Here is a 17909-nt window from a genome sequence, read left to right on the forward strand (position 1 = left end):
GCTGTTACTCCACAATGTACCGGCCGCGTTCGGCAACGGCTGTTTTTACCAGATCAACGAAAGCATCGATTGACATGGTACCCAAATTTGTTCCTGAGCGGGTACGGACATTTACCGTACCTTCCTCTACTTCACGGCCCCCAAGTACCAGTAAGTAAGGAATACGCTCTAAAGTACGTTCACGAATCTTAAAGCCGATTTTCTCATTTCTCAAGTCGGAAATCGCGCGGATACCGCTTTCTTTAAGTTTTGCGACGACTGACTCACAAGCCTCAGCTTGAGAATCGGTAATATTCATGACACACGCCTGAATTGGTGATAACCAAGGTGGCATAAAGCCTGCGTAGTGTTCAATAAGTATACCAATAAAACGCTCGAAACTGCCAAGAATTGCACGGTGCAACATTACTGGCTGATCACGATCGTTGTCTTCGGTCACGTAAGATGCATCTAGACGTTCTGGAAGGTTGAAGTCACATTGAATGGTACCGCATTGCCATACACGGCCCAAGCAGTCTTTCAATGAGAATTCAATCTTCGGACCGTAGAACGCACCCTCACCTGGCTGCAATTCCCACTCCAGACCAGCAGCATCTAAGGCATCCGCCAAAGATTTTTCTGCCATATCCCAAAGTGTATCATCACCAACACGTTTTTCAGGACGAGTTGACAACTTCATTTGTACTTCTTCGAAGCCAAAGTCTTTGTATACATCGAGTGTCAATTTGATAAAGTCTGCAACTTCAGTACCAATTTGTTCTTTGGTACAGAAAATATGCGCATCATCCTGAGTAAAGCCGCGAACACGCATAATCCCATGTAAAGAACCTGATGGTTCATTACGATGACATGAACCGAATTCTGCCAGACGTACCGGAAGATCACGATATGACTTCAAGCCCTGGTTGAACACTTGTACGTGACAAGGACAGTTCATTGGCTTCACCGCATAGTTACGGTTTTCAGAATGCGTCGTGAACATGTTGTCTGCATAGTTGGCAGCATGGCCTGATTTTTCCCATAACGTGAAATCAACCACCTGTGGTGTGCGGATTTCTTCGTAGCCATTGTCCTGCTGAACTTTACGCATGTACTGTTCAAGAACCTGGTAAATGGTCCAGCCATTCGGATGCCAGAACACCATACCCGGTGCTTCTTCCTGCATATGGAACAAGTCTAGCGCTTTACCGATTTTACGGTGATCACGTTTTTCTGCTTCTTCAATACGTTTGATATAAGCCGCTAACTGCTTCTTGTCTGCCCAGGCTGTACCGTAAATACGTTGCAGCTGTTCATTTTTAGCATCACCGCGCCAGTAAGCACCCGAGATTTTAGTCAGCTTGAACGATTTTAAGAATTTAGTATTTGGAACGTGCGGACCACGGCACATATCCAGATAGTCTTGATGGTAGTACAGGCCCATTTGCGTTTCTTCAGGCATGTCTTCGATCAGACGGAGTTTGTATTCTTCGCCACGTGCAGTAAATTCTTTGATCACTTCATCACGTGGTGTCATTTTTTTGATGACATCGTAGTCTTGGTCGATGAGCTTTTTCATACGCTCTTCAATCGCTGCCATGTCGTCTAGAGTAAATGGACGTGGCATCCAGATGTCATAGTAGAAACCTTCTTCAATGACTGGACCAATTACCATTTTTGCTTCTGGGAACAATTGCTTAACAGCATGACCCACTAGGTGTGCGCAAGAGTGACGAATGATATGAACACCATCTTCGTCTTTAGGCGTAATGATCTGTAAGGTTGCATCTTCAGTAATAAGATCACAAGCGTCTACTAAACGATCGTTCACACGACCTGCAACAGTATTTTTTGCTAGACCAGGACCGATGCTTTGAGCAACTTCCATCACAGATACGGCTTGATCAAACTGTTTTTGATCGCCATTTGGCAAAGTGATAATTGGCATATGAAATCCTTAAGGAGTGATGCCCCGTACAATGGAGCATGTCACCGCGAGATTATGATCGAGGAGAACCTCAAAAGATAAAAACGGTGGATAAATAAAAAATCGCCTAGAATTTTACACGTCTCGGGCCATTTAATAAACCGTTAATCCTTTTTTCTCGGCTGAAAACATGCTTTGCTGCCAATCCTTTGCAGTATGTTCAGGATGACTTGGGAGATAACCACCATGATCTATCCTGTTATTCCCTAAAATTCTCCCACTTTTGATATTGTCCCTGCTCATAAGCATACAGCGAAGCAAATTGTGGCAGAATCGATTCACTTTGGGCTGGTCGGAAAAATACATAATCATCGACCTGAATCTGGCAACTAGATGGAATCTGCAACAATTCCTGATTACTACTACGCCCATACAGTAAATGCGGTTTCGTACCTGGTGGATAGATGCATTTCCCGCGCCAGTAGCCACCATAGATACATACCGCCCGTTGCCGTGGTTGAAATCGCTTTAATCGCTCTAATCCAGGTAACTGAATTTGCTCCAGCACTTTCAATACTGGTGCAGCAATCCATAAAGCCGGTTGCATGGGCTCTAGGCCTTCCAGATCAAAATCAGTTGGCTTGAGCAGCATCGAACCGAAGGACACATCATTACAGACCGTCTGGATAAAGTGGTGATGCAAGGTGCCACTTCCCGCTCCATTCAGACAAAGAGCAGACAGATCCAGCTCAGGCAGCATCTGGCACATGACATTAATGAAGTTCATATAACACTGTTGAGATTTCTGATAGCTCTGGATGGGAGGAAATAATGCACTAGGCAACTTAGAAACATGAGCATCGTAACCCATCAGACCACTTAAACTCAGATATTCCGAATGGCTTTTGATAATCGCCAGACAGTGCATAAACTGCTCTAGATCTGACAGCCCACCGCGATGCAGGCCAATATCAATTTCCAGATTGATCCGCAGCTGTAAATTTCGCTCCTTTGCATATGCCAGATAATTTTTCAGACGATCAGCTGAATCAATCAGCCACTGCACTTTCGGCAGATGCTCAGCCTGATCTTCGGTAAAGCTTTTCAGGCATTGCAAAGGCACTGGCTTACCCATCAGAATATCTGCCTGTGTATAGGCTTGCAGGATATGGACCGCATGCGGAAGATGGAACACCATAAAAGACTGGGTATTAAAGGCTTTAGCAATTCGTTTTAGCAACATTGAATTCGCTAATGATTTCACCACCAGACGCGGTTTCAGATGGATCGGCATCTTATACTGCAACCAGTCAACATTCTGTTCTAGCTTAGACAGATCCAGAATCAATTGAGGTTGTCCATTTCCTTGCTCATGCAGAGTTTTCTGGAGTTCCTGAAAGTAGTCAAGATATAGCATACTGTATTCCTCCTCAGCTCATTCAAGATGGAATGAACAGGCGCTCCAGATAAGGATTGAGCCATTTATCCTGTGGATCAAGGGATTTTCGTAACTGCATAAACTCATCCCATTTCGGATAGAGTTCACAAAGCTGTCGGGCTTCCAGCGAATGCAGCTTGCCCCAGTGCGGGCGTCCTCCGTATTTTCTGAAAATCGGTTCTACCAGATCAAAAATCACCTGATAATCCTGTTTGTAAAATTGATGTACCGAGATCGAAACTGAATCTTGCTGATAAAATGGACTTAGCCAGATATCGTCCCCACGTACATAACGAAATTCAATTGGAAAAAATACCGGCGCTTTCTGTTGCTGTAGTACTTCCATGACTTCCTCAAAACAGGCCAGTCCCTGTTTCACCGGCAGCTGGTATTCCATTTCATTAAAACGGGTATTACGTACACTAGGAAAAATACGGCTAGACCAGTCCACTGCTTTCGATGGTCGGATCGCTATATTTAACAGACGCTGTAACCAGGGATTCAGTCCTGGCCAAATTCGATTCAGCTCACAGCACATGTTCAACATGAAGTCTTCATCCAGCCACCCATCCGGTCTTGCCTGTGCTTCTTCCTGAGTTTCATCCAGACTTTTTAGAATGACATTATCGCTATGGGTAAAGGCCCAAAACTCTATATGCCGGTGCTGATGCTTCCATTTGTCGATGTTTGCATATAGGTCTGTGAGTGAGCAAAGTCGAATCTGCTCCTGCAACCGGTACATAGGCCGGTTTTGTAGCTGGATACGGGTCATAATACCCATACTGCCACATGCAACCCGTCCTGCAGCAAAGATATCTGCATTCTGCTCAGAGTTACAGCGTAGCAAATTACCGTCCGCAGTCAGCAATTCAAATTCAGAAACCAGAGCAGAAAGACAAGGTAATTCCACCCCTGTTCCATGCGTACCTGTAGCAATAGCGCCTGCCAGACTTTGCCGGTCAATATCCCCCTGATTTGCCAATGCCTGATCAATGGTGGCCAACTTCTCGCCCACATCATACAAACGGGTCCCCGCCCAAAAAGTACTGCGACACTGTTCTCGATCATAGTCACACATCCCTTTAAGCTGATCTAGGCAAACCAGCACGTCGCTGGTTTTTGCCAAGGCACTAAAGGAATGGCCTGCACCCACAACACGTAATTTTGGATAGACACGCAAAAGCCCCTGCAGCATCTCAATGCTGTAAGGATGAAAAATACTGGGACTGGATCGCTGGGAACCTGACCAGTTGGCCCACATCTCTGCACGTGCTATCTCCATAGCGGCTTCCTTTTACCCGGTTTTAAGTCAATAAAACCCGGACATAATTGCTCTTATTTTTGTTGTTATGAATATCTTTTTATTTAGAAATCATCATGCAGCCATTTAGAGAAACAAGTCAATTTTAAAGTCTATGTAAATTTGTAAAACTCGTTTTTTTATAAATACTTGCAAAATAATTTGATTTTATCAGTCACTAATCCACAAAAATAAAAGCCAGTCATTTTATCTATTTGCACTGGTCTTTGAAGCTAAATTGCACACCGGATTCTATTTGAGCCAACTTTATTCTGTTTATTATGGTGACAGACATGGAAAGTAACAGTTCATTTTATCCATTAAAGTTTAGTAAAAACAAAAATTTAGATATTAAAAGCTCGATCTTTCATTCACGCTCGACTAAAGCATAAATGTCACAATCACTAAAAATTGCTAGATTTAGAGTAATTACACAATAATTATTTATTCATGGAGTAGAATAATGGTCAGTGCATATGATGAATTACCACGCACACCAGCAAACTTTGTAGCGCTTTCACCTTTACGCTATCTAGAACGTGCGGCCTATATCTATCCCAACCAGAATGCCATTATTCATGGCCAGCGTGAAATTACCTGGCGTGACACTTATCAGCGCTGTCGTCGGTTCGCTCACCAGTTGCAACAGCTTGGTGTAGGCAAAAATGATACCATATCTGTCCTTTTACCTAACGTCCCAGCCATGATCGAGGCGCACTTCGCTGTTCCGATGGCAGGTGCTGTACTGAATACCTTAAATACCCGTTTAGATGCCAAGACTTTGGCTTTTATGCTAGAACACGCGGAAACTAAAGTTCTGCTCGTCGATCCTGAATTTACTGCTGTGGCGCAGGAAGCGCTGGCACTGATCAAGCAGGATATTTATATCATCGATGTAGCAGATGAGAACTATGAAGAAGCTGCTGATCGTATTGGTCAGATTGAATATGAAAGCTGGCTGGCTCAAGGCGATGCCAATTTTGAATGGCACCTGCCACAAGATGAATGGGACGCAATCAGCCTGAACTATACTTCAGGTACAACTGGCAACCCGAAAGGCGTGGTTTATCATCATCGCGGCGCGTATATCAACGCAGCCAGTAACATCATTGCCTGTGGCATGATGCCACGTGCAACCTATCTCTGGACCCTGCCATTATTCCACTGTAATGGCTGGTGTTTTGCCTGGACCATGGCGGCCAACGGCGGAACCAATGTCTGCTTACGCAAAGTTGATCCTGAACTGATCTTTCAGCTGATTGCCACACATAAAGTCGATTATTTCTGTGGTGCACCAATTGTCCTGTCGATGCTCATCAATACCCCGGAAGAGAAAAGAACCAAATTTGATCACCGTGTAGAAGTCATGGTGGCAGGTGCTGCGCCTCCAGCAGCCATCATTGAAGGTATGCGCAATATTGGTATCAATGTAACGCACGTTTATGGTTTAACCGAGACGTATGGTCCTTCTGCCCTATGTGCATCTCAAGCTGGCTGGTCCGATCTCACCATCCAGGAACAGGCCCAGTTACACTCACGTCAAGGTGTACCATATCCATTGCAGGATGGTATGAAAGTACTTGATCCTGAAACCATGCAGGAAGTGCCACATGATGGTAAAACGCTGGGCGAGATCATGTTCCGCGGTAACATCGTCATGAAGGGTTATCTGAAAAATCCGGAAGCTACGGCAGAAGCCTTTGCCGGTGGCTGGTTCCATACCGGTGACCTCGCTGTTTGCCAGCCAGACGGTTATGCCAAAATCACTGACCGCTCCAAAGATGTCATCATTTCAGGTGGTGAAAATATTTCTTCGCTAGAAGTAGAGGAAGTGCTGTATCAGCACCCTGCGATTCTGACTGCAGCGGTAGTCGCCAAACCAGATCCACGCTGGCAGGAAGTGCCGTGTGCCTTTATTGAACTCAAACAGGGCTTCGAAGTTACACCAGAAGAAATTATTGAATTCTGCCGTGAACATTTGGCGCGTTTCAAAGTGCCAAAAGATGTGGTGATTACTGAGATTCCAAAAACTTCGACTGGCAAGTTGCAAAAATTTGTCCTGCGTGAATGGGCCAAAGAACGCTCAACTGGTGAGTTTAGCTAATCCATTGTTATGCGATAAAAAAGGATGTCATCTCGACTTCCTTTTGATTTCTCATCTAGAACGTCGACCAGCCACTCCATTCCATAAAACGGTATAGCCAGTATTTAAAGAACGAATCTTCTGCATATTGCGTATAGTCCACGCTCATGGAACGACCATTCAGATTTGACCATGCACCGTCAAAATATTGCTGGGCATCCTTGAACACTTCGGCCTGAGGCTGCCCCAGCACGCGCATATTGGTTTCCAGATTATAGTTTTTCAGATTCCGTACGGTAAAATTAGCCGAGCCTAAAATCATTTCAGCTTGCTGAGCATTGCGCTTCATCAGTATTTTGCTATGACATTGCTCACCCTGAGTACGGCACCAGCGCACATCAATACCTGCTTTATGCAGCTCCCAAGCCACTTGCCGGTTTGGAATCCCGTTTTTCTCACGGCCAAAAGCATCTTTATTCGGATCGAGTAAAACCCGGACTTTGACACCACGTTCATGTGCCGCGATCAGGCTTTTAATAATTTTGCGTTCAGACAGATAAAACATCGCCAGATCAATCTGCTCATTGGCTTTGGCTGTCTGAATGAGATTCAGAATCGCATCATAAATAGCTTTTTCAGTCAGCACCTGAACTTGTGGCCGGCTGCTGTCTGCCTGAAAATCCCCGGCGACAATGGCAGGCATATTGGCTTGTGACATCATGCCGACAGATTGCTCGGTTTTCAGGATATCCACAGCGGTGCTACCCCAGACCAATAAACCAATATTGGAATGCCGCGAACTGCCATCATGCGGATTCATGGACGTGACCAGTGCTTTCCAGCCCTGATCGGTATCTACCACCATGGTTTTACGATGATTGGCTTTAAAGTTAAACAGCTCAAAATAACTGCGCAGGGTAATTTTTTCTGTTCCAAATGGATTCGGCAACCAGCCCTTTTCCGGATTATTGCCAATGCCTTGGCAACAGATATACCAGAAGCCGGACCAGCTTGGATTGGAAGCCCGCAATGGCGTCAGATTGGTTTCAATCACATCAACACCGTGCTGACGTAGGGCTCGATACTGCTCGGATCGAATTCCGCCATAGACCGAATTAATCGGATCGGTAATAAACTTGATTTCGACTTCAGGTTGCAACAGACGTTTACTGATTAAAGCATCCGTCAGTTGTTGACTTAATGCCTGATGTTCCTGCGTAGATGCACCGGTTTGCTGATTAAATAAAAACATATCCAGCACGATCAGCGATTTGGCTTCTTCAATCATATGCAGCATTTCATTAAAAATGCGATGATCTAGATGCTGTTTTCCTTCGGCATCCAGATAAGTCTGATCAGCCAGAAATTTGACTTCGGCATGACGCATTTTGCCTGTGTAATTCAGACCTTCCGGCAACGGCTTATACGTGTGGTAGATCGCTGAAGCCAGATAACCCACGGCCAGCATACTAATGATCAAAGCCGCATAACGGCGATTCGACCAGTTCAATTTATTGTGAATTCGTTGAAAGATACGCATAAGAAAAAACCTAACCCAATAGGCTCAGGCTAGGTTTAATCTTATGATTTTTCAAGTAGATTTCAGTGACATCTATTTGATTTCGTCAATTACTTCATCTAACTTATTAGAAATCATACTGTACGCCAACAGTGAAGTTACGCCCAACCTGCGGGATATTGGACAGGAATGAGGTATGGGAATACACCTGATCATCCAGCAGGTTATTGGCTTTGAAATACACGCGATACGCATTATTATCTGCAAGGCTATTGGCATAGCTCAGGCCAACATTCACCATATTGTAGCCTTGGGTTTCATCTTCATAGCTGGCTATCTTGTCCTGATTAAAGACATGATAATACTCAGCCAGACCTGACCAGCCATCGGCAAAGTCTGCTTCGACTTTGGTCCCTAAGCGACCTGCAGGTACACGTGGTGCATTTTTACCTTCGATTTTACCGCGCACATAGTCACCAAAGACACTGAGCTTATACATGTCATTGATCTGATAACCAGCTTGTGCCTCAGTCCCATAAAATCGAGCTTTATCTTGTGTATAGTCGATTAAGCGGAAAGCACCATCATCATCAGTGGTTGCACCGTAAATATAGTTATCAAACCAGTTGTGATAGACATGCACATGATAGTCCAGCTTATCGCCTTCATAATGCAGACCTAATTCAAGATTATTTGATTTCTCAACATCTAAATCCTGATTCCCACGCTCATAGGTATTGGTGGCAAAGTGAACCCCATCTGCATAAAGTTCTTGCGCCAAAGGCAAACGTTGCTGATGCGAGCCAACCACAGAAAGCTTATAGTTTGGCGCAAATTCCCAATTGGCTGCTGCTGAACCCGAAACACCGGTATCTGAGTAATTTTTTTGAGTTGAATCCACATCAATTTTTTGATGTTCTACTCGTGCACCGAGTTCAACATGCACATCCCCGATCTGTTTGTGCTCAAGACCAAATAAACTATATTTTTCAGTTTTGGTATCTGCCATCAGAACACTGCTATGGGAATGCCCCTCATGTTCATCTGCACCTCCGGCAAGATTAATTTTTTGCTGGCTATATTGAGTACCAATGACCCCTTCCCAACCCGCAACTGGAACGTGTACCAGTTCTAAACGTGCATCATAGCCTTTACTTTTAAAATTACTGATGACTTCATTTTCTTCCAGTTCATCATGTTCATAATCAGTGAAGCTGGCATGGGCACGCAACTTGTCAAAACCGGCAAATGGGTTATTTAACTCAGTGCGCATATCATAACGATGTGATTCCAGATCAACCCATGGACCACCATGTGCGTGTTCTTCTTCAACTGCATTTGGATCCGGTTGTGGTGCTGGGCCATGTCCGCCACAATGCAATTCATTACCATGTGGATGACAGTCATGATATTCATGACTATGACCGGGCAAGCCATACTGATCCTGACGGTTACTATAAGATAGACCAACAAAACCACGATCATGAATCCATGATCCGCCAATATTGACTGTTTGTCCTTCTGCAAAAGTATTATCTACACGGCGTTCTTTATGAAAGTGGGAGTGATCTCCATGCGGCTCTTCGACCACATAATCCGGCGCAATATAATCATTGGCTTTACGTTTTGAACCTTCTACACGTAGAGCAAAGTTTTCACCAATACCTGCTGTCACACCAGCACTTGCCAGTTTTTCGTCACTACCTGAGTTATAACGCAGGCCGACTGTACCTTCCAGACCATCTTCAGGCATCTGGGTCGGAATTTTTTGATCGGTGACATTCACCAACCCACCGACTGTACCGGCACCGTAAAGTAATGTAGATGGACCGCGAATCACTTCGACCTGTTTCGCCAGAATCGGATCAACGGTGACAGCATGATCCGGAGACAAGGTCGAAACATCAGCAGTTTCTGAAGCATGCTGCAACACTTTCACACGTGGGCCATCCTGACCTCGAATGACCGGACGACTTGCACCTGTACCAAACTGATTTGAATAGACACCCAATTCATCTGCCAGTGCATCACCAATAGTCGTCGCACGCTCAGATAATGCTTTTTGATCCACCACATGATCCGCAACCGCAAAATCTGCTGCGGTTTGTATCAATGGATGGGCCTGAACCTGGATGGTTTCCAGCGTTTGTACAGCTACTGTCGCTTCTTCTTGTTGTGCGAATGCTGATGGTGTAATAACCGCAAAAATAGAGAGTGTTATTAAATTCTTATGAAAAGACATGACCCAAGCTCAAAATGACTAAAATAGAATAATGTTATAATATAACATTTCATTATTTTTGCAATCGTTTACGATAACCAGTGATATATTTTATTAGAATGCTCTTTGAATATTTTTTTATTACATTAAAACATTATCTTTATGCCCTTTACCTTATCGCATGCTGTGCTTGCTCCACCTATTTCACGTTTAAGCGGTAATAGGCTACCTGTTGCTGCGTTAGCGATTGGCTGTATGGTGCCCGATTTACATCGACTCTTTACTTCGAGCAATTCAAATATCACGCATTTATGGTCTTCGCTGATTCATCCAGACCTCTGGATTGGGCTGGCTTTCTGTAGCATCTGGTATCTGGTTTACCGGCCAGTAATTTACCGTTTCATCGGCATTCAGCATGATTTAAAGATTCACAATATACTTTCAGTTATAAGATTTATCTTGGCGATGTGTCTGGCACTGATCATCGGCACAGCCACTCATTTAATCTGGGATGGTCTGACCCACGTCGATTTTCGGACTTTTGCCTTCCATGAAGTTTTAGCACAACAGTTTCAGTTGTTTGGACAAAGTTATCCGCTGCACCGGATTTTACAGATTGGCACGTCCGTGATTGTTTTGCCGTTTATGCTGTGGATGAGTGTGCACTACTATAAAAAGCATCAGCAATATCTGGCAGTCAGCCGAAAAATCAAAGTGTTTGCGTGGAACTTAGTCCTGTTTTCTGTATTGACCGGCCTGTTTTCTGTTTGGGATTATGCACGTTATATCTCTATAGAGGTCTGGCAATCCGATCTGTACTATTTTACTGGACGATCTATTAATGAATTTAGTCAGGGCTTTCTCATCACCTTTAGTCTGGGATGTGTACTGTTTTTATTTTTAGATCGCGACCGTCGCATGGGTTAATCAAACAGCTAGCTTTTATCTCATTCACTTTAAAATGATATTGTTTTTGACCCAGGTTCTTGTGACTACATGCCCAAAGAGGCATAATCCTACCTTTACTTAAAAGCGGTACGCTGTTTACGTATTCGCTGACCTCAAACCATATAGTTGGATTTTTAACGCTATGATGCGAACTCATTACTGCGGTTCATTAACCGAAGCTCAAATTGACCAAACCGTAACATTATGCGGTTGGGTTCACCGTCGCCGTGACCACGGTGGTGTAATCTTCCTTGACATGCGTGACCGTGACGGTCTTGTTCAAGTGGTTATTGACCCAGATACTCCTGAAGCATTCGCAACTGCCGACAAATCACGTTCAGAATTTGTATTAAAAATTACAGGCCGCGTACGTCGTCGTTATGCAGGGACTGAAAACGCAAATATCACCAGCGGTCAAATCGAAGTTCTTGGTAAAGAAATTGAAGTTCTTGCTGCGTCAGAAACTCCGCCATTCCCATTGAATGACGAAAATACCAACATTTCTGAAGAAGTACGTTTAAAGTACCGTTTCTTGGACATCCGTCGTCCAGAAATGCTGGATCGCCTACGTTTCCGTTCTAAGTTGACCAACCTGATTCGTAACTACTTCGAAGACAATGGTTTTCTTGACGTTGAAACTCCGATTCTCACCCGTGCTACGCCTGAAGGTGCACGTGACTATCTAGTACCAAGTCGTGTTTCTAACGGTAGCTTCTATGCGCTTCCACAATCTCCACAGCTGTTCAAACAGTTGTTGATGGTGGGCGGTATCGATCGTTATTACCAAATCGCAAAATGTTTCCGTGATGAAGACTTGCGTGCTGACCGTCAGCCTGAATTCACCCAAATCGACGTTGAAACATCGTTCATGAGTGACGATGACATTATGGATTTGATGGAAACATTGACGATCAAGATGTTCAAAGAACTTCTAGACGTTCAATTCGAAAAATTCCCACGTATGACCTACGCAGATGCAATGCGTGACTATGCATCTGATAAGCCAGACTTACGTATTCCTTTGAAACTGGTTGACGTTGCAGACCTCATGCAAGACGTTGAGTTCAAAGTATTCGCAGGTCCTGCTAAAGATCCTAAAGGCCGTATCGTTGCGCTTCGCGTACCGGGTGCAGGTTCATTACCACGTAGTGCAATTGATGAATACACTAAATTTGTCGGCATCTATGGCGCGAAAGGTTTGGCGTATATCAAAGTCAACGAACTTGAAAAAGGCATCGAAGGTCTTCAATCTCCAATCGTGAAATTCATCGAGCCAATCGTGCTGGATCTATTGAAACGTGTTGGCGCTGAAAATGGCGACATCGTATTCTTCGGTGCAGATAAAGCGAAAGTTGTAAACGATGCCATGGGTGCACTTCGTGTGAAAATTGGTCATGACATGAAACTTTCAACTTGTGAGTGGGCGCCACTTTGGGTGGTTGATTTCCCAATGTTCGAAGAAACTGATGATGGTAAATGGACGTCTGTGCACCACCCATTCACGCTGCCAAAATCTAGCGTAGAAGAAGTGAAGAACAACCCGGGTGCTGCACTTTCAGTTGCGTACGATATGGTATTGAACGGTACTGAAATCGGTGGTGGTTCACTACGTATTTACAACCTAGAAATGCAAAAAGCGATCTTTGAAGCGCTTGGTATTTCTGAAGAAGAAGCAGAAGAGAAATTCAGCTTCTTGTTAAACGCGTTAAAATTCGGTGCGCCTCCTCACGGTGGTTTGGCATTTGGTCTTGACCGTTTAGTGATGCTTATGACAGGTGCATCATCTATTCGTGACGTGATTGCATTCCCGAAAACCAAGACAGCTGAATGTCCATTGACACAAGCTCCAGCACCAGTTGAATCAACTCAGCTACGTGACTTAGGTATTCGCTTACGTGAAAAACCAAAAGCTGAATCTCAAGAATAATTCTTGAAGATTTAAGTAAATAAAGCCCTGCTCTGTGCAGGGCTTTTTTATCACAATGTTAGCGACTCATTTTTTATATTTTTAACTAGGGCTTTGAGTATAAAAAATCTTATCTTTCAGCATGAAAATATAGATAAACTTTTTTAAGCTATTTTTCACAATATTTTATATTAACTAATAAGTTGCTTTGCTATTTTTGATAATCTCTTAGATTTTTAGGCACTTATATAATTTTCAAGATTAAACCCGCCTATTAAAGAGTCTTTTTTAAAATATGTATTTTCTACTAACTTTTTTAGCTATATTGCCTTTACGCATTTTACAATTGTTCGGGTACATCATTGCTTGGTTTTTATATCGAACCAATTCATCTATTCACCGTATCACGCAGATTAATATTCAACTAGCTTATCCTGAACTAAATGATAAACAACAAAAAAATATCATTAGAAAAAGTATTCAAAGCCAATGTTTAAGTTATTTGGAATGTATCAAATTTTGGGGAATGTCTGCTGATTACAACCTTTCACGTGTCAATCAAATTTATGGCATTGAACATTTCAACCATGTCATTAATAAGAAAAAAGGTGTGATTGTCGTAGTTCCGCATATGGGAAGCTGGGAATTACTAAATGCGTGGCTTTGCTCACAAACACAACCTATGATTATGTATAAGCCGAATAGAAATAAAGACATCAATCGCTATATTTTGCAGGCTCGCCAGAAAACGAATGCTATTTTAGTCCCTGCAGATGAAACTGGTATAAGAGCAATATTTAAACATTTAAAACAAGGTGGCCTTACTGTTATTTTGCCAGATCACCTTCCGAAGCCTTCGGGTGGCATCTATGCAGATTTTTTTGAGCAAAATGTTCTCTCAGGAACAATTGTTCCTAAGCTAGCTCAAAAAACACAATGCAATGTGGTAGGTGTAAGCTGCCTTCGAACCAAGCGTGCTGGCCATTTTGATATTCACTGCAGTTCTGTACCGAGGGATATTATGTCTAAAGATATACAAACTAGCGTACTCTGCCTGAATGAACATATGGAACAGATGATTGCAGTAGTACCAGCACAGTATATTTGGTCATACAAACGCTTTAGAAACTGTTTTGGCAATTGTAATCCCTATAAAGCTTAGATTAAATTTCATAAGCATTTGCTAGCTAACTCTTAATTCTGGAAAATAGATTAAATTGAGATTCCGCCCTAAAAATGGCATAATCTTAATGTTCTTTTAAGATGTGGATTATCTCCCATGGCTATGCGTCCTGCTGTTCGTAACCGTGCCATCATGTTGATTGTGTTTTCAGTCGTTCAATGGTTGTTTATGCGCTATATTCTTGCGAATAACCTGTTCTCGTTGGATACGAATGACCGTATTGTTTATTTCTGCTTGAGCAGCATTATCGGTGCTTTCCTGATTTTTGTAGGATTAATCTATATGGTGTTGAAGGGGAATCCGGAAAAGGAATGATTCCATTTAAAAATCAATGCTGTTTAAAAAAAAAAATGATATTATTTTAATAATTATTTTTTGTGTAATTCAGAATCATGAACACACCGATTGTCCTGATATTAGATGATAATTATTTTATTCCAACGGCAACCTGTATCACCTCAATCCTCCATAATAAAGACACTCATACTACTTACCAATTTATCATTCTCTCAAATAACTTAAATAATGAAAATAAGAAAAAACTTGAAAGCATTATCAATTCAAATAATGCATGCTCTGTTAAATTTATAGAAGTTGATAAAACTAAATATGCTAAATATAAATGTGGTTGGGATCCCGCTGTTTTTCTTATTTATGAAATTATACCGTTACTTCTAGAATATGATCAATGTTTATATCTTGATGGAGATATTATTTGTCTTACTGATTTAAGCAATATCCTGCAAATAGATTTAGGAGATAACTATGCTGGAGTAGTCCGTAATGCTCAAACAAGCGTACTTGATCCAAATCGAAAATGGCTATATGAAAATCCACAAGACTATGTAGGAAAACAATTTAACTCTGGCTTTATTTTATTCAATTTAAAAATATTAAGAGAAAAAAATGGATATGATCAACTTATAAATGCTTCTGAATATTTTCATCATAATCAAATAAATCAAAAATCAGCTTACTGGGGAGATCAAGATGCTTTGAATCGTGTCTTCTTAGGTAAATGCACATTCTTCCCAGTATCTTATAATTATACTTTTTCAACCAACACTAGTATCAAAAATGGCACTTATACTCAAGAGGAATTAAATTTAGCGGAAAAATCACCTCATATTATTCACTATACAACTAAATTCAAACCTTGGACTTATTACTTTGCCTTTTTATACTACCCAAGAGAAAAGATTAAATTTTATAAGCTTTGGATGCATTATTTTAAATTAATAAATCCCCCAATAGAGCTACCAAAAAGAAAGTTTGGAAAGATTTTTTCAAAAAAAATTGTTCGCAGTATTATCTTTATCATTTTACACAAGATAAAAAAGAGCCATTAAAATGGCTCTTTATTTAAAACCCTTTTTTCAAAAAAACATCTAAAAAAGTACCAGGAACATCATTTTTAATTTTATAAGTTAACTTATGTACTGACATCTCTTTCTTAATTTCAATAAGTCTTTCGACACTATAATTATCTTTTAGAATAAATTGTAATTTATGAGGTAAAATATTTTCAACATCTAACCCCTTATCCCATATACAGTTCAATTTAGAATTAAACTTTATTACATTATATGCTAACAAATGAAAAGTAAAATAGTCTACCAACTGATTCTCATTTTCCCAATAAGAAAAAATTGATTTTTTTATACATTTAGAAAAAATATGCCCTGGCTGCGCATGAATGAACCAACTTGAAAATAAATGAACCCCATAATTAATATGATTTTCAGGTACTGAAAATGCAAAAAAATCCTGCTCTAGAATGTCATGAGAAATTTCATCAGTTAAATAAACTGTTGCATCTATCCAAGTACCACCATATTTTTCCAATAAGCATATTCGCAGAATATCAGAAAAATGTGTATTAGAAATAATCCCTTGCTTTTTCTTTTCCCAAATAAATTCTGGAATATCAATATAATCAGAAATATTGTCTTGTGTTAATACAAATACTTTTCTCCCCCCTGCATATTTCTTAACACTCTCAAGACAACGTTTTACAATTTCTGGGGCTTGATTTTCTCCCTGCAACCATAATTGCCAGATTGGTAGCTCATTTACCTGTATAAATTCATGAGTTTGTTCCTGGTACTGAATAACTGTATATTTTTTCAAGTATTCTTGAAGCTTAAGGTTCTTTCTATATTCAATTTTAAATTTTTTATTTAATGCATTCCTAAAAGTCTTTCTATACTTTTTCCCAAGAACAAAAAATGATAGAATTTTAATAGCAAAAATTGAGACTTTATAACTATTCATAAATATATCGCTAAATCATCGTCAGTTTATTATACAATTTTCTATTATCTTGATCTTTAATATCCAAACCAAAATCTTGAATTACCTTAGACCGCTGCATGGCATAATCATCATATCCCTCTAAAACTCCTTGCATAGCCAATAATAGATCCTTTTGAATATTAATTTTTTTACCACAATTAATTTTTTCAGCCTCAGGATACATATCTCGACTTTTTGATTTGTAATCACTCTCATCAAAAACATAAAATAATATTGGTTTATCAAAAACTAAATAATCAAAAAATATAGAGGAATAATCAGTAATCAAACAATCTGCATTAACTAAATGCATATTAGGATCATCTTTAGGATTTACAATCTTAATATAAGCATATGCCGATAGATCAAGATTAATTTTTGTATTAGGATGAAGTTTAATCTTAAAAATACAATCATTATTTATACAAAATCTATTAATTTCTTCTAAGTTTAGAACATCATTTGTAATAAAATTAGGCAAATGATCTCGCCAAGTAGGAACATATAAAAATTCAAATTTTTCCATTTTTTTCTGCATGTGCTTTAAAAAAATGGACCGTGGATAAGCAAATTCTAAAATTTGATTATCATTTAATCTAAAAGCCGTTTTAAAAGCATATTTATAAACATATTCTGATGGGCATAAAACATAATCATGTCTACGATATATTTCTGGATGTTTAATTCGACTTTTTATCGTTCCATTAAATTTTTTTGCAAGTGGTCCTGAATGTATATCAAACTCAATTTTTTTCAATGGAAGACCATGCCAAAGATTAATACAATTTGCGCCACGACTATATTGATAACCAATATCTGAAACATAGCAAGTATATATATAGTTTTTTGCAGTTAATGCATGATACTTAGCTTGACAACTACCCTTTAAATAACACTCATACCCGAAGGATTTGACCAAATTAAATTCATCTTTATTTTTAGCAATCCATATTTTTCTAATGTTATTTGGATTATATGCATCTTCAAAAAAATAACGTGCGTTATCACCAAAATTTGTATGACTAGCAAAAACCCATTTTTTTTTATCCCGTTTTATCCAGCCTGAGAAAAAAAATATTGCTTGCTTAAACAATTTATCTAACACGGAGT

General features: G+C 40.6%; 13 protein-coding genes. 6 read left to right on the forward strand and 7 right to left on the reverse strand.

Annotated elements, in window-relative coordinates:
• Nucleotides 1-4: 4 nt before the first annotated feature.
• The 3 genes from thrS to BK820_RS06145 form a co-directional block, all read right to left on the reverse strand.
• The gene (thrS, locus tag BK820_RS06135; RefSeq protein ID WP_071320416.1) at nucleotides 5-1927 is read right to left on the reverse strand and encodes a threonine--tRNA ligase; all 1923 of its coding nucleotides are present in this window, start codon (nucleotides 1925-1927) and stop codon (nucleotides 5-7) included.
• Between the two features lie 238 nt (nucleotides 1928-2165).
• Complete coding sequence (locus tag BK820_RS06140) at nucleotides 2166-3323, reverse strand: alanine racemase (protein WP_071320417.1); 1158 nt, start codon at nucleotides 3321-3323, stop codon at nucleotides 2166-2168.
• 22 nt (nucleotides 3324-3345) lie between these two features.
• Complete coding sequence (locus BK820_RS06145) at nucleotides 3346-4626, reverse strand: D-arabinono-1,4-lactone oxidase (RefSeq protein WP_071320418.1); 1281 nt, start codon at nucleotides 4624-4626, stop codon at nucleotides 3346-3348.
• A gap of 481 nt (nucleotides 4627-5107) precedes the next feature.
• Here BK820_RS06145 and BK820_RS06150 point away from each other — a divergent pair, with 481 nt between their 5' ends.
• Nucleotides 5108-6748: an acyl-CoA synthetase gene (locus BK820_RS06150; protein ID WP_008303469.1), complete on the forward strand. Its 1641-nt coding sequence runs from the start codon at nucleotides 5108-5110 to the stop codon at nucleotides 6746-6748.
• A gap of 55 nt (nucleotides 6749-6803) precedes the next feature.
• Here the strand turns inward: BK820_RS06150 and BK820_RS06155 are convergent, their stop codons facing one another.
• Entirely contained in the window at nucleotides 6804-8267 is a 1464-nt protein-coding gene (locus BK820_RS06155; RefSeq protein ID WP_071320419.1) for a phospholipase D-like domain-containing protein, read from the reverse strand.
• Nucleotides 8268-8373: 106 nt separating this feature from the next.
• Complete coding sequence (gene znuD / locus BK820_RS06160; RefSeq protein ID WP_071320420.1) at nucleotides 8374-10488, reverse strand: zinc piracy TonB-dependent receptor ZnuD; 2115 nt, start codon at nucleotides 10486-10488, stop codon at nucleotides 8374-8376.
• A 141-nt stretch (nucleotides 10489-10629) separates the two neighbouring features.
• Here znuD and BK820_RS06165 point away from each other — a divergent pair, with 141 nt between their 5' ends.
• The 5 genes from BK820_RS06165 to BK820_RS06185 all read left to right on the forward strand — a co-directional run bounded on the left by BK820_RS06165 (nucleotide 10630) and on the right by BK820_RS06185 (nucleotide 15853).
• The gene (locus tag BK820_RS06165) at nucleotides 10630-11394 is read left to right on the forward strand and encodes a DUF4184 family protein (protein ID WP_071320421.1); all 765 of its coding nucleotides are present in this window, start codon (nucleotides 10630-10632) and stop codon (nucleotides 11392-11394) included.
• A gap of 163 nt (nucleotides 11395-11557) precedes the next feature.
• The gene (gene aspS, locus BK820_RS06170; RefSeq protein WP_071320422.1) at nucleotides 11558-13342 is read left to right on the forward strand and encodes an aspartate--tRNA ligase; all 1785 of its coding nucleotides are present in this window, start codon (nucleotides 11558-11560) and stop codon (nucleotides 13340-13342) included.
• A 274-nt stretch (nucleotides 13343-13616) separates the two neighbouring features.
• Entirely contained in the window at nucleotides 13617-14483 is an 867-nt protein-coding gene (locus BK820_RS06175) for a lysophospholipid acyltransferase family protein (RefSeq protein ID WP_071320423.1), read from the forward strand.
• A gap of 117 nt (nucleotides 14484-14600) precedes the next feature.
• Nucleotides 14601-14819: a hypothetical protein gene (locus BK820_RS06180; protein ID WP_071320424.1), complete on the forward strand. Its 219-nt coding sequence runs from the start codon at nucleotides 14601-14603 to the stop codon at nucleotides 14817-14819.
• Between the two features lie 77 nt (nucleotides 14820-14896).
• Nucleotides 14897-15853, forward strand: a complete 957-nt coding sequence (locus BK820_RS06185; protein WP_071320425.1) for a glycosyltransferase family 8 protein — start codon at nucleotides 14897-14899, stop codon at nucleotides 15851-15853.
• Between the two features lie 13 nt (nucleotides 15854-15866).
• Here BK820_RS06185 and BK820_RS06190 read toward each other — a convergent pair whose 3' ends face one another.
• Nucleotides 15867-16778, reverse strand: coding sequence for a capsular polysaccharide synthesis protein (locus tag BK820_RS06190; protein WP_071320426.1), 912 nt, complete (start codon nucleotides 16776-16778; stop codon nucleotides 15867-15869).
• A gap of 10 nt (nucleotides 16779-16788) precedes the next feature.
• A complete protein-coding gene (locus tag BK820_RS06195) occupies nucleotides 16789-17904 on the reverse strand; it encodes a CDP-glycerol glycerophosphotransferase family protein (protein WP_081409049.1) in 1116 nt (371 codons plus the stop codon).
• Nucleotides 17905-17909 lie beyond the last annotated feature (5 nt).

The sequence above is a fragment of the Acinetobacter sp. LCT-H3 genome, from assembly GCF_001866125.1.
Lineage (GTDB): Bacteria > Pseudomonadota > Gammaproteobacteria > Pseudomonadales > Moraxellaceae > Acinetobacter > Acinetobacter schindleri.

Excerpts from the sequence above, each read along its gene's own strand:
- BK820_RS06140 (WP_071320417.1), bottom strand. The coding sequence starts at position 3,323 with ATGCTATATCTTGACTACTTTCAGGAACTCCAGAAAACTCTGCATGAG.
- BK820_RS06190 (WP_071320426.1), bottom strand. The coding sequence starts at position 16,778 with ATGAATAGTTATAAAGTCTCAATTTTTGCTATTAAAATTCTATCATTT.
- BK820_RS06150 (WP_008303469.1), top strand. The coding sequence starts at position 5,108 with ATGGTCAGTGCATATGATGAATTACCACGCACACCAGCAAACTTTGTA.
- BK820_RS06175 (WP_071320423.1), top strand. The coding sequence starts at position 13,617 with ATGTATTTTCTACTAACTTTTTTAGCTATATTGCCTTTACGCATTTTA.
- BK820_RS06165 (WP_071320421.1), top strand. The coding sequence starts at position 10,630 with ATGCCCTTTACCTTATCGCATGCTGTGCTTGCTCCACCTATTTCACGT.
- BK820_RS06155 (WP_071320419.1), bottom strand. The coding sequence starts at position 8,267 with ATGCGTATCTTTCAACGAATTCACAATAAATTGAACTGGTCGAATCGC.
- BK820_RS06145 (WP_071320418.1), bottom strand. The coding sequence starts at position 4,626 with ATGGAGATAGCACGTGCAGAGATGTGGGCCAACTGGTCAGGTTCCCAG.
- BK820_RS06185 (WP_071320425.1), top strand. The coding sequence starts at position 14,897 with ATGAACACACCGATTGTCCTGATATTAGATGATAATTATTTTATTCCA.
- thrS (WP_071320416.1), bottom strand. The coding sequence starts at position 1,927 with ATGCCAATTATCACTTTGCCAAATGGCGATCAAAAACAGTTTGATCAA.
- aspS (WP_071320422.1), top strand. The coding sequence starts at position 11,558 with ATGATGCGAACTCATTACTGCGGTTCATTAACCGAAGCTCAAATTGAC.
- znuD (WP_071320420.1), bottom strand. The coding sequence starts at position 10,488 with ATGTCTTTTCATAAGAATTTAATAACACTCTCTATTTTTGCGGTTATT.
- BK820_RS06180 (WP_071320424.1), top strand. The coding sequence starts at position 14,601 with ATGGCTATGCGTCCTGCTGTTCGTAACCGTGCCATCATGTTGATTGTG.